The organism is Sphingobacterium sp. UBA7855 (assembly GCA_002500745.1).
Classification (GTDB): domain Bacteria; phylum Bacteroidota; class Bacteroidia; order Sphingobacteriales; family Sphingobacteriaceae; genus Sphingobacterium.
In genome coordinates, this window is record DLST01000010.1 from 398,242 (window position 1) to 423,660 (window position 25,419).

At 37.9% G+C, this 25,419-nt stretch carries 26 protein-coding genes and 1 tRNA gene; 19 read left to right on the forward strand and 8 right to left on the reverse strand.

Going from position 1 to position 25,419, the window contains the following annotated elements:
* Window positions 1-440 precede the first annotated feature (440 nt).
* From B2107_RS07875 to B2107_RS07890, 4 genes are read left to right on the forward strand one after another with little or no spacing between them, the layout of a single operon-like run.
* The gene (locus B2107_RS07875; protein WP_293954751.1) at window positions 441-1,292 is read left to right on the forward strand and encodes an ATP-binding cassette domain-containing protein; all 852 of its coding nucleotides are present in this window, start codon (window positions 441-443) and stop codon (window positions 1,290-1,292) included.
* Window positions 1,276-2,085 carry a hypothetical protein gene (locus B2107_RS07880; RefSeq protein ID WP_293954753.1) on the forward strand — a complete coding sequence of 270 codons (810 nt, stop codon included), beginning with the start codon at window positions 1,276-1,278 and terminating at the stop codon, window positions 2,083-2,085. Before B2107_RS07875 ends, B2107_RS07880 begins: the two co-directional genes overlap by 17 nt.
* A gap of 1 nt (window position 2,086) precedes the next feature.
* Window positions 2,087-2,470: a GntR family transcriptional regulator gene (locus tag B2107_RS07885; protein ID WP_293954755.1), complete on the forward strand. Its 384-nt coding sequence runs from the start codon at window positions 2,087-2,089 to the stop codon at window positions 2,468-2,470.
* Window positions 2,467-3,312, forward strand: coding sequence for a hypothetical protein (locus B2107_RS07890; protein ID WP_293954757.1), 846 nt, complete (start codon window positions 2,467-2,469; stop codon window positions 3,310-3,312). The genes B2107_RS07885 and B2107_RS07890 overlap by 4 nt, the downstream gene beginning before the upstream one ends.
* 95 nt (window positions 3,313-3,407) lie before the next feature.
* Here the strand turns inward: B2107_RS07890 and B2107_RS07895 are convergent, their stop codons facing one another.
* From B2107_RS07895 to prmC, 3 genes are all read right to left on the reverse strand, one after another.
* Window positions 3,408-4,445 (reverse strand): LacI family DNA-binding transcriptional regulator, encoded by a 1,038-nt coding sequence (locus B2107_RS07895; RefSeq protein ID WP_293954759.1) that lies wholly within the window; start codon window positions 4,443-4,445, stop codon window positions 3,408-3,410.
* 289 nt (window positions 4,446-4,734) lie between these two features.
* Window positions 4,735-4,807 (reverse strand) — tRNA-Lys (locus tag B2107_RS07900).
* A 115-nt stretch (window positions 4,808-4,922) separates the two neighbouring features.
* A complete protein-coding gene (prmC, locus tag B2107_RS07905) occupies window positions 4,923-5,783 on the reverse strand; it encodes a peptide chain release factor N(5)-glutamine methyltransferase (protein ID WP_293954761.1) in 861 nt (286 codons plus the stop codon).
* Window positions 5,784-5,817: 34 nt separating this feature from the next.
* Between prmC and ribD the strand changes: the two genes are divergently transcribed.
* Both ribD and B2107_RS07915 read left to right on the forward strand, forming a co-directional pair.
* Window positions 5,818-6,864 (forward strand): bifunctional diaminohydroxyphosphoribosylaminopyrimidine deaminase/5-amino-6-(5-phosphoribosylamino)uracil reductase RibD, encoded by a 1,047-nt coding sequence (gene ribD / locus B2107_RS07910; protein WP_293954763.1) that lies wholly within the window; start codon window positions 5,818-5,820, stop codon window positions 6,862-6,864.
* Window positions 6,865-6,925: 61 nt separating this feature from the next.
* Window positions 6,926-8,209 (forward strand): DUF2851 family protein, encoded by a 1,284-nt coding sequence (locus tag B2107_RS07915; protein WP_293954765.1) that lies wholly within the window; start codon window positions 6,926-6,928, stop codon window positions 8,207-8,209.
* On the opposite strand, the gene B2107_RS07920 is transcribed toward B2107_RS07915, so the two are convergent.
* On the reverse strand, window positions 8,206-8,856 hold the full coding sequence (locus B2107_RS07920) for an ankyrin repeat domain-containing protein (RefSeq protein WP_293954767.1): 651 nt from the start codon (window positions 8,854-8,856) through the stop codon (window positions 8,206-8,208). The genes B2107_RS07915 and B2107_RS07920 overlap by 4 nt on opposite strands.
* A 347-nt stretch (window positions 8,857-9,203) precedes the next feature.
* Here B2107_RS07920 and B2107_RS07925 point away from each other — a divergent pair, with 347 nt between their 5' ends.
* The 8 genes from B2107_RS07925 to B2107_RS07960 all read left to right on the forward strand — a co-directional run bounded on the left by B2107_RS07925 (window position 9,204) and on the right by B2107_RS07960 (window position 16,087).
* A complete protein-coding gene (locus B2107_RS07925; RefSeq protein WP_293954769.1) occupies window positions 9,204-9,773 on the forward strand; it encodes a UbiX family flavin prenyltransferase in 570 nt (189 codons plus the stop codon).
* A gap of 215 nt (window positions 9,774-9,988) precedes the next feature.
* On the forward strand, window positions 9,989-11,257 hold the full coding sequence (locus B2107_RS07930) for a dihydroorotase (protein ID WP_293954771.1): 1,269 nt from the start codon (window positions 9,989-9,991) through the stop codon (window positions 11,255-11,257).
* 5 nt (window positions 11,258-11,262) lie between these two features.
* Window positions 11,263-11,937 carry a hypothetical protein gene (locus B2107_RS07935; protein WP_293954773.1) on the forward strand — a complete coding sequence of 225 codons (675 nt, stop codon included), beginning with the start codon at window positions 11,263-11,265 and terminating at the stop codon, window positions 11,935-11,937.
* Between the two features lie 4 nt (window positions 11,938-11,941).
* Window positions 11,942-12,544 carry a DUF4199 domain-containing protein gene (locus tag B2107_RS07940; RefSeq protein WP_293954775.1) on the forward strand — a complete coding sequence of 201 codons (603 nt, stop codon included), beginning with the start codon at window positions 11,942-11,944 and terminating at the stop codon, window positions 12,542-12,544.
* A 98-nt stretch (window positions 12,545-12,642) separates the two neighbouring features.
* Window positions 12,643-13,593, forward strand: coding sequence for a glycosyltransferase family 2 protein (locus B2107_RS07945; RefSeq protein ID WP_293955087.1), 951 nt, complete (start codon window positions 12,643-12,645; stop codon window positions 13,591-13,593).
* 6 nt (window positions 13,594-13,599) lie between these two features.
* Window positions 13,600-14,727 (forward strand): glycosyltransferase, encoded by a 1,128-nt coding sequence (locus B2107_RS07950; RefSeq protein ID WP_293954777.1) that lies wholly within the window; start codon window positions 13,600-13,602, stop codon window positions 14,725-14,727.
* Between the two features lie 355 nt (window positions 14,728-15,082).
* The gene (locus B2107_RS07955; protein ID WP_293954779.1) at window positions 15,083-15,850 is read left to right on the forward strand and encodes an MBL fold metallo-hydrolase; all 768 of its coding nucleotides are present in this window, start codon (window positions 15,083-15,085) and stop codon (window positions 15,848-15,850) included.
* A gap of 81 nt (window positions 15,851-15,931) precedes the next feature.
* Window positions 15,932-16,087: a lmo0937 family membrane protein gene (locus tag B2107_RS07960; protein ID WP_209574636.1), complete on the forward strand. Its 156-nt coding sequence runs from the start codon at window positions 15,932-15,934 to the stop codon at window positions 16,085-16,087.
* A 6-nt stretch (window positions 16,088-16,093) separates the two neighbouring features.
* Here the strand turns inward: B2107_RS07960 and ispD are convergent, their stop codons facing one another.
* Both ispD and queA read right to left on the reverse strand, forming a co-directional pair.
* Complete coding sequence (gene ispD / locus B2107_RS07965) at window positions 16,094-16,777, reverse strand: 2-C-methyl-D-erythritol 4-phosphate cytidylyltransferase (protein ID WP_293954781.1); 684 nt, start codon at window positions 16,775-16,777, stop codon at window positions 16,094-16,096.
* Between the two features lie 79 nt (window positions 16,778-16,856).
* Window positions 16,857-17,906 carry a tRNA preQ1(34) S-adenosylmethionine ribosyltransferase-isomerase QueA gene (queA, locus tag B2107_RS07970; RefSeq protein ID WP_293954783.1) on the reverse strand — a complete coding sequence of 350 codons (1,050 nt, stop codon included), beginning with the start codon at window positions 17,904-17,906 and terminating at the stop codon, window positions 16,857-16,859.
* A 184-nt stretch (window positions 17,907-18,090) separates the two neighbouring features.
* Between queA and B2107_RS07975 the strand changes: the two genes are divergently transcribed.
* From B2107_RS07975 to B2107_RS07985, 3 genes are all read left to right on the forward strand, one after another.
* Entirely contained in the window at window positions 18,091-19,335 is a 1,245-nt protein-coding gene (locus B2107_RS07975) for an ABC transporter permease (RefSeq protein ID WP_293954785.1), read from the forward strand.
* A gap of 81 nt (window positions 19,336-19,416) precedes the next feature.
* On the forward strand, window positions 19,417-19,986 hold the full coding sequence (locus B2107_RS07980) for a DUF2306 domain-containing protein (RefSeq protein ID WP_293954787.1): 570 nt from the start codon (window positions 19,417-19,419) through the stop codon (window positions 19,984-19,986).
* Entirely contained in the window at window positions 19,983-20,897 is a 915-nt protein-coding gene (locus B2107_RS07985; RefSeq protein WP_293954789.1) for a YARHG domain-containing protein, read from the forward strand. The genes B2107_RS07980 and B2107_RS07985 overlap by 4 nt, the downstream gene beginning before the upstream one ends.
* A gap of 97 nt (window positions 20,898-20,994) precedes the next feature.
* On the opposite strand, the gene hisD is transcribed toward B2107_RS07985, so the two are convergent.
* Both hisD and hisG read right to left on the reverse strand, forming a co-directional pair.
* Window positions 20,995-22,281 (reverse strand): histidinol dehydrogenase, encoded by a 1,287-nt coding sequence (gene hisD / locus B2107_RS07990; RefSeq protein ID WP_293954791.1) that lies wholly within the window; start codon window positions 22,279-22,281, stop codon window positions 20,995-20,997.
* Between the two features lie 21 nt (window positions 22,282-22,302).
* Window positions 22,303-23,154 (reverse strand): ATP phosphoribosyltransferase, encoded by an 852-nt coding sequence (gene hisG / locus B2107_RS07995; protein ID WP_293954793.1) that lies wholly within the window; start codon window positions 23,152-23,154, stop codon window positions 22,303-22,305.
* Between the two features lie 474 nt (window positions 23,155-23,628).
* Here hisG and B2107_RS08000 point away from each other — a divergent pair, with 474 nt between their 5' ends.
* Window positions 23,629-24,219 carry a phosphatase PAP2 family protein gene (locus B2107_RS08000; protein ID WP_293954795.1) on the forward strand — a complete coding sequence of 197 codons (591 nt, stop codon included), beginning with the start codon at window positions 23,629-23,631 and terminating at the stop codon, window positions 24,217-24,219.
* A 16-nt stretch (window positions 24,220-24,235) separates the two neighbouring features.
* Complete coding sequence (locus B2107_RS08005) at window positions 24,236-25,312, forward strand: Gfo/Idh/MocA family protein (protein ID WP_293954797.1); 1,077 nt, start codon at window positions 24,236-24,238, stop codon at window positions 25,310-25,312.
* The last annotated feature ends 107 nt before the right edge of the window (window positions 25,313-25,419 follow it).

The following is a 25,419-nucleotide window of genomic DNA, read 5'->3' on the forward strand; positions in this document are numbered from 1 at the left end:
GAACAAAGGTATTTCGTATTGAGTGATCAATACTACTCTTGTATGTTTTGGTTTTGGCTGTTTTTAGCCTCTCTGAGGTGCTGTTTGTTGTTCTAAAGGGGTTTGTGTGGTTTTAATCTATTTAAGCTTAGAATGGGGTTATTTTCGTTTTGGCGGATAGTTGTAAGTTTTTCAGCTTTTTAACACGGATAACGCATGTCGTTAAAGTTGCTTTTTGTTTATTATGAATTTCATAATGTATTTAAATAAGTGTTTGTTTTTCATTGCATTCTGTTTATTACATAAATTGAATGTTTATATTATCCTATGCCCGATTGGCGCTATTAAAATAAAGTAATGCCTGAGCTTAAGCAAAACCCTCCCTGTATTTTTTTAAAATATTTTTGGAATTATATAAAATTCGTTTCTATATTGGTGTATTAATTAAATAATACAGTAGTATGGTTACTATCCAAAATCTAAATTTCAGCTATAGTAAATCAAGGCCACTCTTTCTTCATATGGATCTTGAATTGAAGCAGGGGCATATCTATGGCTTGTTGGGGAAGAATGGTGCTGGTAAATCAACTTTGCTTAAGAATATTGCCGGTTTGGTATATCCTGTTTCGGGGCGAGTTGATGTGCTGGGGCATAACCCTAATCGAAGGGAACCTTCCTTGTTAAGAGAGATTAGTTTTATTCCCGAAGAGTTTTATCTCCCTGCCGTAAAATCAGAACAGTTTCTGAAGGCTAATGCAGGGTTCTACCCCAACTTCGATCAGGTATATTTTGATCAGCTTATTCGTGAGTTCGATATTCCCATTGACCAAAAATTAGCAAACATGAGTTATGGACAGAAAAAGAAATATATTATTTCTTTCGGTTTAGCGTCTAACACAAAAGTGATCATTATGGATGAGCCAACGAATGGTTTGGATATTCCTTCTAAGGTTCAGTTTCGAAAGATCATGGCTTCTGCCATTACTGACGATCGATGTGTAATTATCTCCACACACCAGGTGCGTGATCTGGATAATCTTATTGATGCTGTTATTTTGCTTGATGATCATAAGGTTGCACTTAATGCTCCGATGCATGTGATTACTGATCGTTTATGCTTTAAAAAAGTAAGAGAATTGCCTTTGGATACACTCTATTCCGAAGAAGGAGTAGGCGGTTTTAATGTTATTCTCCCAAACTCGGCGGTAGAAGATTCGAGACTGGATTTGGAGTTGCTATTTAATGCAGTGTTACAGTGCAAGGAAAAAATTACGGACCTTATTAAACATGATGAATATGTCAAATCTATTTAATGCTACGCGTTTTTTTGGACTGATTCGAAGACAATGGATTGGTTTTGGACGAATTTATCTGATGTCAATAGGGATTATTGCCGGGGTAGTTTTTGGTTTTTATGCAGTTAATTTGGGATCAAATTATGATGACATCAAAAAGAATACTATTTATTCGCTGCTAAATTTCAGAGCACCGTTGTTTTGTATCTTGGGACTCTTTTTTGTAACGGTTATCTCGAGCAGTTATTTTGCTGATTTAGGGAAAAAGACCCGGGCGATTTTTGAGCTGATGATTCCGGCGTCACAATTGGAAAAGTTTCTGGTCAGCTTATTCTATACGGTTGTCGTGAGTATTGGTTCATACCTATTGGTCTTTTATTTGATCGATTTGGCATTTGTTTCTTATTTGAGGAGCGTTGGTTCTGTGGTTGTAAATGAAGTACAGCAATCAGGAGAGACGGTCAGTGTGGATCTATGGCAGTACTTTTATAAGGTTCAATACCCTGAGCCGGCTTATTATTTTTGTTTTGTACCAATTCTTCTGAATGCAATTTTCTTACTTGGTGGGATCGTCTACCAAAACTATCAATATGTCAAGACGGCTATTTTTCTTGTGCTTTACTGTGTTGTTTGGATGTGTCTTTTTGTTTACTTAATGAAGACTCAGACCCAGGATACCGTAGGTACAATGGATAATAACTATTGGTCTGATTCAAATCATATTTTTGCATTGATCGGCGCTGTAGGAGTGTTGCTTACCATAATGATTTGGGCAGTTGCTTTTTTAAGGTTAAAAGAAAAGGAGATTTGATATGGAGTTCAATGCAAATAAAGCCATTTACCTTCAGATTGCTGAGTATGTATGTGATCATATTTTGTTAGCGACCTGGAAAGTGGATGAAAAACTCCCCTCAGTAAGGGAATTGGCAATTCAGATGGAGGTTAACCCCAATACTGTTATGCGGACCTACGATATGTTGCAGCAGAAAGAAATTATAGCCAATAAGCGCGGGATCGGTTTTTTTCTGACACAAGAATCGGTGAAGAATGTGAAGTTATATAGAAAGGCAATTTTTCTCGAAGAAGATCTTCCCTTGTTTTTTCGTAATATTTATTTATTGGAAATCGGTCTGGATGAGTTAGAGCAACGTTATAGACGGTTTGTTAATCAGAATTTTAATCAAAATGAGTCATGAAATTAAGTACAAAAATAATAATTGGATTAGCAATAGGCTTATTCGCGGTTCCGATGCTTGTTGCGTCCTACCTTGTTCGTATAAATCGAGTGGATGCGAAAAAATATCATGCTGATGTTGAGCAGGAGGTATCTAAGCCAGGTGCAAAGGATGTTTATTACCGGTCGTTCCCCTTGGCAGCTTTCGATAAGCTTTATATTGTAGGTACCAATGCAAGCGGTGTAGGGTTGTATTGGGTGAAAAGCGATAAGTTTATGGTTAAAGTTAATAAAAGTCAAGCCGACTTTGTGAAAGCGAATGTCGATCAATCTGGCAATCTTACCTTAGATCTTTTATCAGGAGGAGAGGGGTTTTATAAGTCAATCTATATTTTTTCACCTGATCTTAAGATTTTAAAATTAAAAAATGCGGGTATCAACGAGTTGTCCGCCAAGTTGAACGAGTTGACTGTTGTAGGTGATAGCGTTGAGGTATTTTCCCTTGCGGAGAAATCCGTTATAAATACATTGAACCTGAACCTGACAAATTCCACTATTGATGATCTTGGCGGGACGGACAGTAAGGGGAATTCTCTTGTTGGTCGTTTATTTGTTAACACGACGAATAGTGTTTTGGGACTTCCGCGTACGAATTATCAAAGTGCAGATATTGTGGCAAACAATTCAGAAGTTTATTTCAATAGGAAAGGACCTGAAGCCAAAGTTGGTCTTCTGAATATCAAAACTGAAGGGAAATCATCTGTCCGTTTAGATAGTTTGCAATGGGGAACATTGAACGGGAATCTATCCAATGATACTAAAATAGATTTGCCTGTCCATGCATTGCGATCATTGATTAAGTAGGGTTTAATTGTTGGATGTTGCGGTCGATCGTTAATAGTAGAGATCGGTATTTTCTGAAAAGGTCAAAATTCCCTAGTGGGATTTTGACCTTTTCTTTAAAGGGATGATGTAGATTTTCGGTGTTCGATACTGCAGTCCAAAAAATACGTCTCGAATTCAAAATAATTCTTTTTGTTTTTTTTCTTTAACATCTGCAAGAGGAGTTCTACCGATTTCTCTGCCATCAGCTGTGTTGGTTGGGTGATTGTTGTTAGAGATGGATTGAGACTGTTGGCAAAGGGGGTGTTGCTAAAGCCAATTAAGTTCATGTCATCAGGAATTTTCACCTTCAATTTATTTAATATGTGCAAAACTTTTAATGACAAGGTGTCTGTCGTTGAGAGGAGTGCATTTGGAGCGGAGGGCTTATTTAATAACGTGTTTATTTTGCGTTCCAATTCGTCATCGATATTGTCCTTGGGGCTGGAATAGGATATTTCTATAATATTTTCTTCTTTGAAGGGTACGCCGGCGTTGAAGAGTGCATCTTTATATCCTTTTATACGGCTTACATTTCCGCCAATATCTTTACATAGTAAAAGAATGATATTTTCTCTTCTGTTTTTGATCATTTCTTCTGTTGCCTGGTAGATGACCTTGTTGTTTTGGATTCCGATTTTGAATGTATCGAGCTGATGGTTTATTCGGTCGAAAATAATAACGGGACAAACCTGCTCCATCATATAAAACAAAAGCGATAAGCTTGAATCATTTTTCACAGGGGAAATGATCACTCCTTCGATATTGCTTTGTATGCAAAGTTCCAGCGCTTCTTTTTCTTTTTTCTCGTCGTTAAAAGTCTGCAATAGAATCAGTTTATAATTCGTCTGCGATAGAATTTGCGAGATCTCTTCGTAGAAATCAAAGAAAAAAGAGCTTGAGATAAATGGAACAATGATTGCTAATGTGTTTGAACGCCCCGTTTTTAAGCTTTTTGCGGAAAAATTTGGTATATAATTGATTTTCTGCGTAAAATCTAAGATTAGCTTTTTTGTTTCTGCACTTATTTCATGGCTATCGTTTAGTGCTTTGGAAATGGTTCCTGGAGATAGGTTTAACTGTTGGCCAATCTCTTTTAACGTAAATCTCTTCATGTGCTCGATCCTCTTTCATTGATTACAAATGTTCTAGCGTCAATACGATGGTAAGATAGCGCTAGAATTATTCTTGAATTATCGGTTACTATTTTTAATGTATTGACCTCGTAAATTCTTGAAATTATAAAGATAAGATAAAAAACATGTTTTCAAATGGAGATCAAGAAAACCATTATGAACGAGAAGTTCGTTTTTTTTTTAGTTTTTCATTTTAACAAATCGTTTTTGCGTAAATTAGGTGGGTACTAAACGAAAAAAGCTAATCCTGCGATTAGCTTTTCTTTTGTGATCCCGCTGGGATTCGAACCCAGGACCCATACATTAAAAGTGTATTGCTCTACCAGCTGAGCTACGGAATCCTTTCTGTTTTTGAAAGTGATGCAAAGGTAGAATTTCTTTTGATATATGCCAAATTATTGCGCGCAAATTTTGACGAAAAGGGCTTAACTGCTTAATAAATAAACGGATTATTTTTTATCGCGCTTTTTTTGCATGGATTATTCGGTCTGCTCCATTGATATCTTTGATTAATATAACTTGTTCAAATCCTTTTTTGATCATAAGATCTTTCATTTCTGCACCCAAATACTGATTGATCTCAAAATATAGATCTCCATCTGGAGCTAAATGTTTCAGTGCAAAGGATGAAATAACATCATAAAAAATGAGGGGAGCACTTTCTTCAATGAATAATGCGAGCTCAGGTTCATAAGCCAATACGTTTTGATTCATATGCTGCTTTTCTCCCGGGGTTATATAGGGCGGATTGGATACAATGATATTGTATTGTTGGTCGGAGAAAATGTATTCCCATTCAAATATATCCGCATTGATAAATTGAACCTGAGTTTTTAAATTTCTAGCATTTTCCTGTGCCGTCTTTATCGCCTCTTTTGAGATGTCCATCGTGGTTACTTGGGCATTATTAAGATTCTTTGCTAAGATGATAGGGATGCAGCCAGATCCAGTTCCGATATCTATAATTTTTAGGCTTTGAGAAGATTTGTGGTTTTTGATGATCAGATCGACAAGTTCTTCAGTTTCCTGGCGTGGAATGAGGACCGATTCATTGACCTGGAAAACTTCACCATAAAAATCTGCTTTATTGAGTATGTACTGTATAGGTCTGTGCTTTTTTAAATTCTGAAGGATGCTAAGTGCTTCAGCCTTATCCGCCTCGTGGACGATAGCTGTTTTTCTCAATTGATAATTGGTTCTATTTAACCCAAACTTTTCGGCAACAACCACTAAGAATATTGCTTTTATTTCATCCTCCTCATATAACTCCTGAAGCTCATGTTGAAATAATAATTCGAAATCTTGAAGTATTTCCATGTGTCAAAGGTACGATTTTCATAGATTTGTATCTATGGATATGCACAGGCAATATATGCATCGTTGTTTGGAACTGGCCCAAATGGGGGCGGGTTCAGTGAGTCCCAATCCAATGGTTGGGGCTGTCATTGTTTTGGACGGTAAAATTATTGGTGAAGGGTATACTTCTCCGTATGGTGGACCGCATGCTGAAGTCAATGCTGTACAACAGGTTATGCAAAAGTATGGGGAAGAAGCAAAACGGCTTATCGCAGAAAGTACTTTTTATGTCAGCCTTGAACCTTGCGCGCATTATGGGAAGACACCTCCCTGTGCCAATATGATTGCGGAGCTGAAACCGTTGAAAGTTTTTATAGCCTGTTTGGATCCTTTCGCAAAGGTCAATGGCAAAGGAGTAGAAATACTACGGGAAGCTGGTATTGCGGTTGAAATTGGTTTACTGGAAAAAGAGGCCATATGGCTCAACCGTCGATTTTTTACCCGTATCGGTCAATTTCGTCCCTATGTTATTTTAAAATGGGCACAAACCAAGGATGGTTTTATAGGGCAAGAAGGTAAGCAGATTTGGATAAGTAATGCTGCAAGCCAACAGTTGGTTCACCGTTGGCGAGCAGAAGAGGATGCTATTTTGGTCGGTACAAATACTGCAATCGTAGATAATCCCAGTCTGACCGTAAGAGAATGGCAGGGCAAAAACCCATTGCGTATTCTTTTAGATAGAGATCTTGCTATTTCGCTAGATGCCAATATTCTCAATGAGCAAGCTGATACAATTGTGTTCAATGCTAAAAAGACAGAATGGACAGTAAATGTGAAGTATATTGAGCTTGAAAATTATGGTCTATATCTACCGCAAAATATTCTTTATCAACTTTATTTAATGGATGTTCAATCTATAATCATAGAAGGCGGGCGAGCAACCCTGCAAATGTTTATAGATGCGGGCCTGTGGGATGAGGCCAGGGTCTTCGAATCTGAAACGAATTTATTGAGCGGGATTACGGCTCCTCTCTTCAAGGGGCAATTGCTCGAAAGTAAATTAGTTTCCAATGATATTTTAAAGATCTATAAGAAACAGTAATTTTTGTATATTTAGGAAATTATAAGCCATAGCCGGTTAGTTGAATTCTTAAAATACAATTATGTTAGTTACAGAAAACTTAATGCAGTTTATCTGGAAACTTCGGCTATTCCGTGCAAATGGGTTAAATTCCACTGATGGTGGGTCCCTAGCCGTCGTTCAAGTGGGACAATACAATACAGATTCTGGCCCCGATTTTCTCATGTCGCACATTAGATATGCAGATAGGGATTGGTTTGGTCATGTAGAAATACATGTTCAATCATCAGATTGGGACCGCCATGCTCATCAAGAAGATGTTACTTACAATAACGTGATCTTACATGTGGTTTGGAAAAATGATAAAGTTATCTACCGAAGTGATGGAACGTCTATTCCTACGTTAGTACTTTCGGACTATGTAGATAAAAATCTATTAGAAAAATATGCCAATATGATGGATACCAAAAGCTGGATTCCATGCGAATATCAGCTTGGGCCTATCAATATCTTAAAAAAATCAATGTGGCTGGATACCCTGTCAATTGAGCGTTTGGAAATGAAAGTTCAGCGGATTTTCGTACTTCTGAAACATTTTGACAATGATTGGGAAAAAACCTTCTGGGTATGGATGTGTAGATCTATGGGGTTAAAAGTTAACGCAGATACTTTTCAGGAATTCGGAGAAAAACTGCCGTTGCATATTCTAAAAAAATACCGTTCAAACTTATTTAAAACGGAAGCTATTTTTTTTGGTATCAGTGGTTTATTGCTTGGTAAACCAACTAGTGGGTATGTGAAGCGATTAGTAGACGAATTTAAATACCAACAGCATATTCACGATATTGAAATCGTTTTTGGTGTATGGAAGAGGTTGAGAATGAGACCCTATAATTTCCCCGAACGGCGGATTGCCCAATTAGCGGTTTTGTTTAGTAAGAATGAGTTGGGGGTGGCAAAGCTTTTGGGCGTTGATAGTTTGGAGGCGGCGAGAAAATTATTTAAAATTGAATCTTCAAGCGATTTTTGGGAATCACGTTTTTCTTTAGGCACAAAAGAAAAAGCTAAAAAAAGTGCTTGGATCGGGAAAGAAACTGTTGATCTTCTGGTTATTAATGTGGTTGTTGTATTCCTTTTTTCATATGGAAAATATTTTGGCATTCAGTCCTATATTGAAATGGCTTTACAGTTATTGGAGGAGCTTCCTGCTGAAAATAATAATATCGTGCGGCGATTTGCTAAACATAATTGGGATGTTAAAGACGCAGGCAAGACGCAAGGAATGTTGCAGCTGAAGGAGTTTTACTGCGATAAGAAACGTTGTCTTCATTGCAGAATCGGTATGGAGATTTTAAAAGGTAACTAGTTCTTTAAAATTTCTGCAATTTCTTTATGGCCTTTTTCATACGCCAGATCCATTGGTGATAGTCCTGAAATGTTGATTATTCTTGTATCTGCTCCGTTTTCAAGTAAGGCAACAATAAAATTGATATTACCATATTGGGCAGCAAAATGAAGCGGAGTTTCGCCTGTGGCGTGAATGGCATTGACATTCGCGCCCGCATCGATAAGCAATTTCCCAATTTCTTCATTGTTGTTTGAGGCGGCAATATGCAATGCTGTAGTGAGCTGTTCATTTTTGGTTACGGTGTTTGGATTTGCACCTTTGGATAGCAATAGACGAACAATGTCTACTTTGTTGAAATATGTAGCTAAGGTCAATGGCGTAAAACCCTGCGATGACCATTCATTGATAACAGAAGGGACCTGCGAAATAATAGCCTCAAGATAGGATGTTAATCCTGCTGCACAAGCCTCATGTACAGTCATGGACTTAGTGTGTTGTAAAAGTACCCTTATGATCTGAGGTTTGTTGTAATAGCATGCTAATAGAAGGGGCGAAATTCCATGACTTGTTGTTTCCTGTAAAAGTTCGGGATTTCCAATCAATAACAGATCTATGTCGTTGCTTTTTCCTTGTTCTATGTATTGTTCTAAAATGGAGAGGCTCATGTGTTTGTTAATTGTCTAAGTTCTTTACTAAAATAAACTTTATTCATGACAATAAATGTTTGATTGGAGAAATTATTGATAATTTATGATGCTCCATATCCGAATTAAAAGTGAGAGGTGCGCTTTTTTTAAAAGGTGTATGGAGATCGAAAAAGCCCAAAAAGCGTATTTTTTAATTTTTTATATACACAAATGTGTAGTAATGCACATAATATTTCCGTAAATTAAAAAGTAGATGTACTTTTGTTAAGCCCCTCCCAAGGGCATGTTTTTCATAGGTAGATGTAGGGTCGGGTGTTTCTCACTACGACCCTTTTTTTATAGCTTTGTTTTATATTTTAAAAGAGATGTCTAAAAGGAAGATAGTTATAGCCATTACGGGAGCTAGTGGCTCAATTTATGCTAAAGTTTTACTTGAAAAGCTGTTGGTGTTAAAAACACAAATCGCTGAAGTTGGTATTGTCATGTCGAATAATGCGAAGGATGTATGGCGTGCGGAATTAGGCGATGAAAGTTACCAGGATGTACCTTTTAAATTTTATGATAAAGGAGATTTTTTTGCTCCTTTCGCATCGGGGTCCGCTCGCTATGATACCATGATTGTATGTCCTTGTTCGATGGGTACATTGTCGCGAATAGCGCATGGCATATCCTCAGATCTGACAACACGCGCTGCTGATGTCATCTTAAAAGAGCGACGACGATTGATTTTGGTTACACGTGAGACACCTTTAAGTATCATTCACATTCAGAATATGAAATTGGTGACAGAGGCAGGTGGCATCATTTGTCCGGCATCGCCTTCATTTTATAGTTTGCCAAAGACGCTTGAAGAAGTAGCAGAAACCGTTGTTGATCGTATTTTGAGTCTTGCTGGATTTGACTTTAAGCATTATCAATGGGGAGAAAATTCCTAGGTAATCGTTGCCGAAATCTATTTTTAATGTTCTTTAATAAATTTGTATTTTGTAACTTTGTTTCTCGAAATGAAGCAATCACAAGCATCAAGCGAAAAAGTTATTTATAGCTATATGATTTATAGTGATAAAGCGCCTTTCTACCTGTTCACAATGCACAAGCTATGTGCTTCGATTAAAACTTTGTACCCTTTTAATTTCAATCACAATCATATATGAAAAGCTTATTGATTACTTCTGTTAAAGTAATTTTACCTGGTAATAAATTTCATCAGCAGCAAGTGGATGTATTTATTGAAGAGGGAAAGATTGCACAGATTGGAAAATCTGTCAAATTAGCGGATAAAGATCGTGAGACCATTGATGGCTCCGGAAAAATTTTAGCGCCTGGTTTTTTTGACTTACATGCCAATTTTGGAGAGCCCGGGCTAGAAACCAAAGAAGATATCTTAAGCGGAACAGCTGCAGCTGCTGCAGGTGGCTTTACTGGAGTAGCCGTGATGCCCAATACTGAGCCACCTATTCAAAGCCGTTCAGAAGTGGCCTTAATTGTCAATACTGCGAAAGGAAATATTGTGGATGTACATCCTATTGGTGCTATCAGCAAAAAGAGAGAAGGCAAAGAATTGGCCGAATTATTTGATATGAAGCAAACCGGGGCTGTTGCTTTTAGTGATGGAAATAGGAGTGTTCAACAAGCGGGACTAATGAGCAGAGCATTGTTGTATGCTAAGGGGTTTAATGGATTAATTTTTTCGCATGCTGAAGATGAGTCAATGGCAGGAGGAAACAAGATGAATGAAGGGGCTATGAGTACTTATTTAGGTATGAAGGGTATTCCAAACCTTGCCGAATCATTGATGGTTTCTCGCGATCTCTATTTAGCAGAATATACAGGAGCTCCTATTCATTTTGCTTCCATAAGCACACCGGAAGCTGTTGATCTGATAAAAAAAGCAAAAGCTAAAGGTCTTGAAGTCACATGCGATGTTGCCGCACATCAATTGGTGTTTACTGACGAAGATATTGTTGGTTTCGATAGCAATTACAAGGTTAGCCCCCCATTAAGAACGAAAGCAGATCTTAAGGTATTACTTAAAGGAATCAAGGATGGAACTATTGATGCTGTTGTCTCGCAACATACACCGCAAGAAATAGAATTCAAAAATGTCGAATTCCATATTGCCAAAAATGGCATTATTGGTTTGCAGACAGTGCTGCCGCTGTTGATTCGTGCCGGATTGAACGAAGAACAAATTGTAAATAGCCTGTCCGTCAGACCAAGGCAAATTTTAGGACTTGAAGTACCTCAGATTGAAGAGGGAGCAGAAGCCAATCTTGTTTTATTTGACGCATCGAAAGCATGGAATTTCGATGAGAAAACCAATAAATCCAAATCAAAAAATTCACCTTTATTCGGAAAGACCTTAAACGGTGCTGTCGAATTGGTCATCAACAATAGTCAAATTATTAAAAACGATTAAAAACCATGGAAGCAAATATTAAAGCAGCCGTTGAGGCAGGTATATTAAATTATGGCAAGGTTGATGGAATTTCGACTGCACCGGAATTTCTTGAAAGGATTATTCGCGTATTCAACAACGAAGTAAGCTATTTGGAAAAGTTAGAACTGTTGGATCAGTCTTTCGATGACTATCCTTTGTTTGACGAACTTCGCGAAGTATATGTTGATCTTTTATTGATGAATTTTTTCTCTAACGATGTATTGAAGCTGGAAGATGATTATTTGGATTCAGAAGAATGGGAAGCGATTGAAGATGAAACCATCGATCGTGGAACGGAATTGTTGAATATTTTTCTTTATTTAGGCGAATGTAAAGACGATGAGATTGAACCTGAATTGGATGACTTCTTAAAAGAGTTTTTACTAGTTGATGAAGACGAGTTTCAAGACGAGCATGAAATTTATGAAGATATTATTGCTAACCAAATTGTGGTAGATAGTCCATATGCTGAAATCGCGAAAGTCGGTAAAGGAATAAATCCGAAAAGCGAGGTTTATGAACTTTTCTATCCCATTATGAGCTTTTTTAGTGAATTCAAGCCCTCTGAAAAGCAATTTGAGGAATATGCTGAAGCGTCTTCCAATAAGGCTTTTGATATTGCCCTTTACCAAATAATGAGTACTTATTATAATAAATAGTTTTATGGCAGATTTAATCAACCCAAGTAATGTAGGATTTGATGCGGTAATCGACAAAAAGAAAAGTATTATCTATGGTGTCATACTGGGAATAATTTCTTTTATCCTAGGATTAATTGTCCTGTTTATTGTCAAAGACTTAAATTCCTTTTGGGGTGTAATGTCGATGTCATTTATCGTTAATACAGGGGTTTTCGTTATTATTGCTGCCTTGTTCGCTTTCGCTCTTCGGAAAGCAAATGGTGGTTACTGGAATTTTTCAATAGCATTGAAATCGATCTTTATGATGCTTGCTATTTCCACTATTATTTCCACGATCGGTACACAGCTCTATGTTAACTTCGTTAATCCAACGTTACAAGAAAAGGTTGTAACTCATACCATTAACGTAACCATTGAGTATATGGAAAAGAATAATGTTCCCGACGAAGTTATCGATTCAAAAATAGCGGAGCTTGAAAAACAAGTTGATTCTATCGGCAAAATTACCTTAGGACAAATATTTAAGGGGTTGGCAATCACTTTGATGTTTCAATTTGTTTTTGCATTGTTACTGTCAGCTTTGACAAAGCGAGAAAGATTAACGATTAGACAGGACACCATTTAGTGCCTAACAAAATAAAACTGTTCCTACAAGGTATTGCTGAAAAAGTAATACCTTTGTTACTATTTTAACACTATACTTTTAGCATGATTAACATTCACATGGATATTTCTGTTGTTGTTCCTTTGTTTAATGAAGAAGAATCCTTACCCGAATTGACAGCTTGGATCGACCGTGTTATGGCGGCCAATCATTTTTCATACGAAATTATTTTAGTTGATGATGGAAGTAAAGATCATTCCTGGAAGGTTATCGAAGAGTTAAAGTTAAACAACACGAATATTTCTGCTATCAAATTCCGACGTAACTATGGAAAATCTGCAGCATTAAATGTGGGTTTTGCTGCTGCACAAGGTGATGTCGTTATTACAATGGATGCTGATCTTCAGGATAGTCCCGATGAGATTCCTGAATTGTACGACCGAATCATAAATAAGGGGGCTGACCTAGTATCGGGATGGAAACAAAAACGATATGATCCGTTAACCAAAACCTTACCTACCAAATTGTTTAATGGTGTGACAAGGTCGATGTCTGGCATTCACAACCTGCATGATTTTAACTGTGGTCTAAAAGCCTACAAAAAGGAGGTTGTTAAAAATATCGAAGTGTATGGTGAAATGCATCGTTATATACCTGTAATTGCAAAATGGGCAGGATTTACAAATATAGAAGAACAGATCGTACAGCATTATCCACGAAAATACGGTACAACCAAATTCGGTCCTGGCCGCTTTGTGAAAGGGTTCCTCGATTTATTGTCCATATTTTTTGTTGGTAAGTTTTCAAAGAGGCCGATGCATTTTTTTGGGGGTATGGGCGTTATTAGTTTTCTGGCAGGTTTATTTATATCTATTTATCTAATTTGCCATAAATTGATAAGTATTGCCAGCGGAACACCTTTTAGGGACATAACAGATCAACCATTGTTTTTCTTTGCGCTAACAGCTATTATTTTGGGCACGCAATTATTTCTGACAGGTTTCTTAGCAGAATTAGTCTCTAGAAGCAGCTCCGATCGGAATAATTATCAAATTGAGAAAGTCATTTAAGTGGTTATGCGTATTGTGATTTTAGGATCTGCTTACCCACTGAGGGGTGGTGGGATAGCGTCTTTTAATGAACGGTTAGCATCCCACTTTCAGCAGTTAGGTCATGAAGTGGATATCTACTCGTTCAGTCTGCAGTATCCAAATTTTCTTTTTCCGGGAAAGTCACAATACTCGGATGAGCCTGCGCCAGAGGGACTTCATATCAAAACAAAAATAAATTCCATCAATCCATTTAATTGGATTAGTGTGGGCAAGGAACTTAAAAATGCTAAATATGATCTCCTTATCGTACGATTTTGGATGCCCTTTTTTGGACCGTGCTTGGGTACTATCCAGCGACAGGTTCGTAAGAATAGGCATACTAAAATAGTATGTATCGCTGATAATATAATTCCCCATGAACAGCGGCTAGGGGATAAGCTATTGATTCGGTACTTTTTGAAATCTGTTGATGCTTGTCTCACCATGAGCAAAAGCGTTCTGTCGGACCTCAAATTGCTAAGCCCGAAAATGCCTGCGGTGTATACTCCTCATCCCCTTTACGATAACTATGGCACTCAGCAAAGTAAAAAGGAAGCTCGTAGACGACTTAACATTGATCAAGAGGGGAAAGTGATCTTGTTCTTTGGATTTATTCGTCGATACAAAGGCTTAGATATCTTGTTGCAGGCTTTAGACGATGTCAGGCTGCGTGAGATGGGGGTTAAATTGTTGCTTGCTGGAGAATTTTATGATGACCCTGCGTTATACTTGGATCTTATAAAGAAGTATAAACTCGAAGAGTTTATTCTTATGCATACCGATTTTATTCCAAATCAGGAGGTAGGGTGTTATTTTTCGGCCGCGGATTGTGTCGTGTTACCTTATCGTAGCGCTACGCAAAGTGGGATCACTCAAGTTGCTTATCATTTTGATCTTCCAATGATTGTGAGTAATGTCGGTGGGTTGCCCGAATTGGTTCAAGATAGTTATGTTGGTTATGTTGTTGAACCCAAAGCAGAGGAAATCGCAGAATGCATTTTTTCTTTTTACCATTACAACAAAGAAGAACAATTTAGAACAAATATTAAAGACGAAAAAAGAAAATATAGCTGGGATACTTTCGGTAATGAACTTCTTAAATTGGCCCATTGATCGCTAACGGTTATTTTATTTGTATATAAAATCAAATTTATCTAAGTTTGGAATACTGAGGAAGAATTTTAAAAGAAGGAGAGATTTTGTTGCCGTTTACACAAAGCAGCTTAACTAAGCTGGAGGAATTTTTTAAGGAACAAGGGTATAAAGTTAGGTACGAAAAGGGGTCATTCCGTACAGGTGCTTGTATGTTGCAAACGACAAAAGTTGTAGTAGTCAATAAGTTTTCGAATCTTGAAATAAAAATCCAGTCATTGTGGAACATATTATTGGATATTGAAATTGATTCGGAGGCCATTTCTGAGAAGCTTCTTCCAATTTATGAAGAGGTATTGAAATCAAAAATTATAGCTTGAGAGTTACATTTTTAGGAACCGGAACATCCCAGGGGGTACCTGTCATAGCGTGCCAATGTCAGGTCTGCCAGTCTGAAGATCAGCGTGATAAAAGATTACGTTCTTCTATCCTTATTGAGTATAATCAACATACAATAGTGGTCGATACTGGTCCAGATTTTAGGTATCAGATGTTGCGCGAGAAAGTTATGCACTTAGATGCTGTGTTAATGACACACCCACATAAAGATCATATTGCTGGTTTGGATGATGTAAGGGCATTTAATTATCAGCAGCATAGTTCTATTTCCATTTACGGTACAGCTGATCTACACGAAGCATTAAGGCGCGAATTTTATTATGCTTTTACTGAAACGAAATACCCTGGAGCCCCGAGGTTGGATTTGGAGGAGATAGGGGCTGGTGTATCTTTGCCTTTGTTCGGGAAGGAAATAATGCCTATCGAGGTGCTTCATTACAAAATGCCAGTCTTGGGCTTCAGGATCGGAGAGTTTGCCTATATCACCGATGCAAAATTTATCAGTGAAGAATCACGGCAGCTATTGAAAGGTGTTAAAGTACTTGTTGTAAACGCACTCCAGAAAGAATCTCATATTTCGCATTTAACCTTGGACGAAGCGATTGAATTTGCCTACGATATTCAGGCAGATAAAACTTATTTTACACATATAGGACACCGAATGGGGTTGCATGAAATTGTTTCGAAAGAATTGCCCGAAAACATGTTGTTGGCCTACGACAGGTTACAGCTGGAGATCAGCTAATCTATTTATTATAAAACTATATTTCCATTTTCTTTGTTATACCTATAAAAATAGATTTAGGTATTAAATTAATAAAAGAAAATGGGAAATTTACTGTATATCATCGCTGTTATTTTGGTCATCATTTGGGCGATAAGTTTTTTTGGAGGTTATGCAGCTGGCAATAACATTATTCACGTCCTTTTGGTGATTGCAATTATTGTGGTATTATTGCGTGTCATCCGCGGTAATGCGTAATAGATTTCAAATCAAATTTAAATAGAGCTGGGCAATTTGTAGATCTTGAGGATAGGTGATCTTTATATTTTTAGCATCACCTTCTATAATAGCGATACTGTTGCCCATCTTCTCTACCACAGACGCATCATCCGTAAAAAGGGGATCTTCCACTTGCTGATACGATTTTAATAGTAACTCTCCATGAAATACCTGCGGCGTCTGTATTAACCAAATATGATTCCTATCTACAGCCGAATTAAAGGAAACATCTCCCATCCGGACGGATTCAATACTCTTTTTCCCCAATACAATCGCTCGATGATCATAGGCTCCTTCAAATGCTCTGTTTACAAGGTCTTCAGTAATGATAGGACGAGCCGCATCGTGTACTGCGATATAATCTTCTGAACCGATTTTAAAATTTTGCTCAATATAATTAATTCCATTTTTAACACTTTCGAATCGGGTTCTTCCACCATAAGTGAGATGGATAGGTGAAGTAAATTCATGCTCCAAGCATAGTTCATTCCAGAATTCCGCCATTACCTCACTGATTACTAGTATTACTTCCGATACAATCTTACATTGGCAAAATCGATTAATTGTATGCATGACAATGGGCATTTCATTTAAACAAACAAACTGCTTAGGAAGGTCGCTATTCATTCTGCTTCCTGTTCCGGCTGCAACGATTATGACAAAGTTCATGTTATTGAAAGTTAAGATTTATAAAATACGTGGATAGCTGGAGACTATCCACGTATTTTCTTTTTTATTAAACATAGGATTAAACGATTAACATCGCATCGCCATAGCTATAGAATCTATATTTTTCCTTCACAGCAACTTCATATGCATTCATTACATTTTCATAACCAGCAAACGCAGCAATCATCACTAGCAAAGTGGATTCTGGTGTGTGGAAATTTGTGATCATGGAGTTAGCGATACTGAAATCGTAAGGAGGATAAATAAACTTACTTGTCCAATCCGATGCTGCTTTTAAATGATGGTCAGCAGAAACAGAAGATTCTATTGCGCGCATAGAAGTCGTTCCTACAGCACATACGCGACGTTTATTGTCTATAGCTCTATTAACAACTTTTGCAGCTTCGTCAGTTATGATGAACTGTTCAGAATCCATTTTATGCTTAGTTAAATCTTCCACTTCGACAGTACGAAAAGTTCCAAGACCAACGTGAAGAGTAACCTCTGCAAAATCAACGCCTTTCAATTCTAAGCGTTTCATTAATTCTCTAGAGAAATGAAGTCCAGCCGTAGGAGCGGCAACAGCACCTTCATTTTTTGCGTAAATAGTTTGGTAGCGGAACTTGTCTTCTGGTGTAGCCTTACGCTTGATGTATTTAGGTAGTGGTGTTTCACCTAAGATCTCGATATTACGGCGGAACTCTTCATCGGTGCCATCAAATAAAAACCGGATCGTACGGCCCCTTGAAGTTGTATTATCCACGACTTCAGCAACTAGTAAGTCTTCATCGCCGAAATATAATTTATTGCCAACACGTATTTTGCGTGCAGGATCGACCAATACATCCCAAAGGCGAAGCTCATTGTTCAATTCACGCAGCAAGAAAACTTCAATCGTAGCTCCAGTTTTCTCTTTATTACCATAAAGACGCGCTGGAAAAACTTTAGTATTGTTTAAAATCATGACATCTTTGTCATCGAAATAATCCAATACATCTTTGAAAATTTTGTGTTCAATTTTACCACTATCTCTGTGTAGGACCATCAAGCGCGATTCGTCACGATTTTCAGAAGGTTCAGAAGCAAGTAATGATTCTGGTAAGTTGAATTTAAATTGAGATAACTTCATCTTTAATGATATATATTTTAATGTCTACCTTTTAGTGCATTACAGTGCACCAAATATTAGGCTGCAAAAAGCATACAAAGTTATAACTTTTTTGGGTATAGACAGGCGGTAATTCTAATTAAGTAGATATTTTTAACGATTTTGACATTAAATCAAAACTATATTGTATTTTAGAATACAAATTATGCAATTTTTTAGATTGATATTGGAGAGTTGTCAGTTTGCTTTTTCAGCATTAAAAGACAATCGTACACGCACTTTACTGTCGCTGTTGGGTGTGACCATTGGTATTTTTACGATTATTGGCGTATTCTCCGCAGTAGATACACTTCGGAATAATATTGAGGAATCAGTAAAGAAGATAGGAAGCAAGACTCTCTACATAGAAAAATGGCCTTGGGATGGAGGACCAAATTTCCCCTGGTGGAAATACTTGAATAGACCGGAACCCACGTATAATAATTATCTGGATTTAAAAAGCCGAATGACGACTGCTGAATATATGGCTTATATGATCAATATCGGCAATACGACAATAAAATATAAAAGTAATTCTGCACAGGGCTCATCGGTTAATGCCGCTACCTACGAAAACCTATATATTCAAAATTTAAATATCGTAGATGGCCGTTACTTTGCCGAAAGTGAATCGAGGGGGGGCGCCCTCGTGACTGTATTGGGAGCCAATATAGCGGAAGGACTTTTTCCTAATGATGAACCGGTTGGCAAATATATCAATATGCTAGGCCGAAAAATTCAAGTTATTGGCGTGTTAAAGAAAGAAGGAAATGGTGTATTAATCAATACCTCACCTGATGATACCGCCTTTATTCCATTTGAGCTCGCGAGGAATTTGGTCAATTATGATAATTTTTCACCAAGTATAGCGATGGTTATTAAACCGAACTATACACTGGCCGAGGCAGAGAGTGAAGCAAAGACATTAATGCGTTCAATTCGTCGTATATCTCCTCAGCGGGAGGAAAATTTTTCTATTAATCAGACAACAATGATTACAGGTGCATTGGATCAGCTCTTTGGAATAATTAATCTTGCGGGTTTTTCGATTGGTATTTTTTCAATCCTAGTCGGTGGTTTCGGTATTGCCAATATCATGTTTGTTAGCGTTAAGGAGCGTACACACATCATCGGAATTCAAAAGGCGCTGGGAGCCAAAAATTTCTTTATTCTTTCGCAGTTTTTAATAGAATCTATCGTGCTCTGCCTCTTGGGGGGAGGGATAGGTCTGATCGTTGTATATTTTTTAGCATTTCTTGTTCAGGCTGCGACTGGTGTTGCTATCGTCGTTAGTTTGAAAATGGTTATCCTGACAATTTCACTCTCTACTTTTATTGGGCTAATATCGGGCATTGTTCCTGCCTTAATGGCGTCTCGATTGGATCCCGTGGAAGCTATCCGAAGCAATTAAGGAGAAGATATGTTTAAAAAAGCTCAATTTTCGATATTGCAGGGATTTTGGCTTTTAATTTTTACCTATAGCTGTCTGCTAATGGCAGAAATCACTCTTCGCTATCGTGGTTTCTCACTCGACGCAAATTTCTTGATGATTAAACAAACGGAAATTGAAGAATTTTGGTGGTATCGCTACGTGTTTTATGTCCATGTTTGCACAGCTATCTTTGCCTTGCCTGCGGGTTTTACGCAGTTTAATACTTATCTATTAAATAAATATCCGCGAGTTCATCGGAGTATCGGGTATTTGTATGTATTCGCCATTTTGCTTTTTGCCGCTCCTTCAGGTTTGCTTATTGGATCCGTGGCAAATGGCGGATTAACATCTATCATTGCATTTGAATTATTGGGGCTTGGATGGTTTTATTTCACCTGGATGGCAGTTCGTTTGGCGAGTCACCGGAAATTCAATAAACACCGCGATTTTATGATCCGTAGTTTTGCCTTAACCTGTTCAGCACTTACGCTACGTTTTTGGAAGCTTGCTTTAGTGTACCTGTTTCAGCCCAATCCCTTGGACGTCTACCAGATTATCGCATGGCTGGGATGGATACCAAATTTGTTATTGGCAGAATTTATTATTTATCAAAAAAATCAAAAATTATGAGGAAGAACCTTTATTTAATAGTAATGCTTGGAGCAATAGTTGGCTGCAAGGACGGGAAAATTAAAAAGAATGAAGCCCATGGGACAAAGGACAGTGTTGTTGTTGAGCATGAGGTACATAGGGAACTCTACGGCAACTGGGTGGGAGAATTTGTAGTTGATGAAAATACACTGCAAGAAGGAGACGGTTTGCCAATTACAGATTATTCTCCGAAGATAAATTTGACCATAAAAAAAATTACGGATAAAGGTAATATCTTCGGACAGAATATGGTTAAAGGAAATCTGCGTCCTTTTGTGGGGAAATTGGAGGAAAATGGTGCCGATATCCGGTTATTATTGGATGAGCCCGGCGACAAAAAGTCCGACGGGCGTTTTGAAATCAAGCTTGATCACGATACGTTAATCGGCAATTGGACCGCATATGACCAAGGGGTAAAGATTAAAAAGAGAAGCTTTAAATTGTTGAAAAAGCAATTCGCATATAATCCTAATCTGATGCTGAAAAATCAGGGTGAGGAAAATGGGACTTTGGTTGACTGGATTAACGAAAAGAGAAAAGAGGAAACCGATGTAGATGGAGATTCAACTTATACATACGTCATCCAATATTATCGGTCGGCATCCCCTGCAGTTTTTACGGTCAATGCATCTAAACAAAAGTTGACCGAGAAAGACCTGAAAAATCTTAAGAAATTGGATCTGGAGATTATTCGGAATACGATTTTTGCCCGTCATGGCTATGCGTTTACTAAGCCAAGCATTCGCCAATTTTTTGAGCCTGTAGACTGGTATGTGCCTATTTCAAAAGATGTGAATGCAGATTTGAGTCCATTGGAAAAAGATAATATAGCTTTATTGACGAGATTTGAAAAATATGCAACGGATAATTATGACACCTTTGGAAGGTAGTGTATAAAATCCATTCCGAAACATTCGAAAGATCAATTTCACAAAAAGGGCTTTACAATGTAAAGCCCTTTTTGTGATTTAAACGGTCTATGTTTTATTATTTTTTTCGAATGGAAATTGCATTTTTATGCGCCTGCAAACCTTCAAGTTCAGCAAGTATTTCAACTACAGTTCCAATGTGTTGGAGCCCAGTTTCGCTAATATGTTGGAAAGTAACTTTTTTTACAAAAGAATCCACCGATACACCCGAGTAGGATCGCGCATATCCCGAGGTAGGCAGCGTGTGATTTGTACCCGAAGCATAATCACCCGCACTTTCGGGCGTCAAGTGCCCTAGAAATACTGAACCAGCGTTACTGATATAGCGTGTTAAAGACTCCCATTGATCCGTTTCCAAAATAAGGTGTTCTGGAGCGTAATCATTTGAAAATTGTAGTGCCTCCTGAAGGTTATCAACAGTGACTGCATAAGAATTGTCAATAGCTTTTGCAGCAAGTTCTTTGCGCGGTAAGACCGCCAATTGGGCTAACAGTTCTGTGTTGACCGCATCAACTATAGCTGTAGAAGTTGCAACCAAGACAGCTTGGCTGTCGACGCCGTGTTCGGCTTGTGCCAAAAGATCGGCGGCAACAAACGCCGGGTTAGCTGAATCATCAGCGACGACTAATACTTCGGATGGGCCGGCAGGCATGTCAATGCTAACATTTGCCAGACCCTGTATAATGGATTTTGCCTTCGTGACAAATTGATTTCCAGGGCCAAAAATCTTATCGACTTTGGGTATTGTCTCTGTTCCAAATCCCATAGCAGCAACAGCCTGAGCACCTCCAACCAAGTATATTCTATTTATCTTCAGTAATTTTAAACAAAAAGCGACAAACCCATTAATTTTTCCGTTGGATTGGGGGGGAGAACAAACGACAATTTCTTTGCACCCAGCTATTCTTGCGGGAATACCAAGCATTAAAAGTGTGCTAGGTAAGACCGCTGATCCTCCAGGAATATAGAGACCGACTTTTTCAATAGGGCGCACCTCCCGCCAGCATTTTACGCCTGGCATGGTTTCAACAGTGCGTTCTCTTTTTAGTTGCGTACTATGGAATTTATGAATATTTTGAAAAGCAATTTCCAGTGCTCTTTGCTGATCACGGTCTATGGTAGATGCCAACGCATCGATATCTTCCTCGTCCAAATACAGTCGCTCAAGTTCAACATTGTCAAATTTAGCAGCATATTCGCGTAGTACGATATCTCCTTGTTGGCGTACCTGTTGAATAATTTCCTGAACAACCTCCTGTATTGCATTGTTCGGATCCGTGTTTCTGGCAACCAGTTGTTGGATTTCGGATTTTCCTAACGTCTTGTAATCATAGTTTTTTAGCATGGTTGTATAAGTGCATCAAGTTTAAAGAATGATTTTTTCAACGGGCATCACAACGATACCTTGGGCACCTTCAGCTTTTAATTTGTTGATCTTATCCCAAAAGTCATCTTCGGTGATAACGGTATGTACGGCTACCCAGCCTTCTTCTGCCAGTGGAACAACCGTAGGGCTTTTAACGCCGTGGAGTAAAGAAGTAATAGCTGGCAAATTCTTCTTTTCGACATTCAATACCACATATTTGGTTTCTTTTGCTAAAAGAACAGATTCGATGCGTTGTACTAATTCAGTCAAAACTTCATTACCCTCTAATCCTTTTCTTCCCACCAAAATTGCTTCTGAATTTTTAACATCAGCAAAAGGTTTTAAACCATTGCTTTTTAACGTTCCACCCGTAGATACGATATCACAGATTGCATCACTAAGGCCCAAGCCTGGGGAAATCTCAACGGAGCCAGATATCAAACGGATGTCTGCATTAATATTGTACTCGTTTAGAAAGTTCCTGAGTATATTTGGATAAGAGGTCGCGATTGCTTTACCATTAAGGTCTTTAATGTCCTCAATGCTACTATCTTTGGGGATAGCTAATTTCAATGTACATTTTCCAAAACCGAGCCTCTTGACGTATTCTACTTTGGATTCAGTCTCGTCAATGATGTTTTCACCGACTATACCGAGATCGGCTATGCCTTGTTCTACATAACCCGGAATATCATCGTCTCTTAGAAATAATATCTCCAACGGGAAGTTACCTACAGTGGTGATTAAAGAACTTTTGTAGTTTTCGAAGTCTAAACCACAATTTTTCAGTAATTGAACAGATTTTTCGTTTAACCTACCCGATTTTTGGATAGCAATTTTAAGATTTTTCAACGCTTTATAATGTTAGCAGTAAATTATTAATAATAAGAAATCAAACAAGAGGGAAGGTATTCTACGTAAGAACACATTAAATTAACATATCGCCACAACGGCGATGATGGAAATGAAAATGATGTACGTAAGTATAAACCATGTTTGTATTAATAACTGTAAGCAAATGTATAGTAAATTAATTGGAAATCCAAGGCCATCATTTTAAAATTGTCATCTAAACAGGCTTATTATTTAAACGGATTCTAATTTGGATACAAAAATAAATGGTAAATATAACGAGTGTCGACTACATGCCAAATCTTGGCGTATGACCATACTGATTTGATGGCTTGGAGTATACAGTTTAGTATACTTTACAGACCAGTAATGAGTTTGATTCAAATTTAAACGTCTTTAATAAGGTAACAACTCACATAAATTTCCTTACTTTTAGGGGGTGAAGAAATTATAAATAGAGAGATTAATTACTGGATGAAAAGATTAGTTTTTATTTTTGTTTGCTGGTTGAATTGTTCGTATACCGGTGCTGTAGCGCAGGAAATACCTGCTTCTACATTAGATATCCGGATATTGGAGTCGATTGCTGAAACCAGGACTGTGCCGCAAACACAAACATTTAAAGTGCTTTCTGATATCAATAATTATGTTCAGATTGCAGTTCCCGTCGGTTTACTGGTTGCCGGTGCAGTCAATGATGATAAAATAATGCGTCAGAATGCTTTGTATGTTGCTAGCAGTACGGCTGTAACTGCTTTGGTGAATGTGGGTTTGAAACATTTGTTTAAGCGCAGTAGGCCTTTTAAAAAATATCCTAATTTCATCTCGGTTCGTACAGCTAGTGGATATTCCTTTCCCTCTGGGCATACGTCTTCCGCTTTTGCTACCGCATCTGCTTTGTCACGTGCCTATTCGAAGTGGTACGTCGTCGCTCCCTCCCTTTTATGGGCAAGTAGTGTTGGTTATTCACGGATGTATTTGGGCGTACATTTTCCTACCGATGTATTGGCTGGGGCTGCACTGGGAACGGGAGCAGCATTCGCTTTAGATGGATTAAAGAGATAATATAAAATGAAAAAAAATGGTGCAACAGATTGTTAAAATATTAGTTGTTGGATGTGGAAATATGGGCGCATCTCATGCAAGGGCTTACCACGATTTAGATGGCTTTCAAATTGTAGGTCTAGTGGCTCGTGGAGAGAGCAAAAGTAAGCTGAATGAAGAATTGGGAGGAAACTATAGCTTATTCTCGTCTTATGAACAGGCACTTCAGGAAACGAAACCGGATGCGGTGTGTATAGCCACCTATCCAGATACACATAAAGATTATGCTATAAAAGCCTTTCAAGCTGGGGCTCATGTCTTTATCGAGAAGCCTATAGCTGAAAACGTAATTTCAGCACAGCAGGTAGTGAATGCAGCAATAAAATACGATAGAAAATTGGTTGTTGGTTATATCTTGAGATACCATCCATCCTGGATCAAGTTTATCGAGATTTCTAAAACGATGGGAAAGCCACTTGTTATGCGTATGAACCTCAATCAACAGAGTCATGGATATATGTGGGATGTGCATAAAAATTTAATGTCTAGCTTAAGTCCCATTGTTGATTGCGGGGTCCACTATATTGATGTCATGTGTCAAATGGTGGGCGCAAAACCATTGTATGTATCTGCAATAGGTGCACGATTAACTGATGAGATTCCAGCTTGGAACTATAACTATGGGCAACTTCAGTTGCATTTTGAGGACGGTTCTGTAGGATGGTACGAAGCTGGATGGGGACCAATGGTGAGTCAGAACGCTTTTTTTGTAAAAGATGTTTTTGGACCAAATGGTGCAGTTTCCATTGTCGCTAACAAAGCCAGCGATGAGGGGAAATCGGATTCGGTCGCCTCCCACACACAGACGGAAAGCCTAAGAATACATTATAGTGATTTAGATTCAGCCAATGAATTTAAGAAGCCCGATGAATGGATTAACTTATCGGATGAGCCTGATCATCAAGAATTATGTAATCGGGAGCAGCTATTCTTTCTGCGGGCAATTTTAGAGAATTTGGATCTTACTGATTCAATGGAAGATGCTATCAACAGTCTGCGAATCGCTTTGGCATGCGATGATGCTGTGAAAACTAGATTGATGATAAAGTTGTAGTGCTTTTTCATAAACTATCTTGTGAATATTGCGATAGAATATATAGCAACAAAGCGCTTAAATAAAAAAATAGCTTAAAAAATAGACTTTTTGGTCTGTCTTTTGTT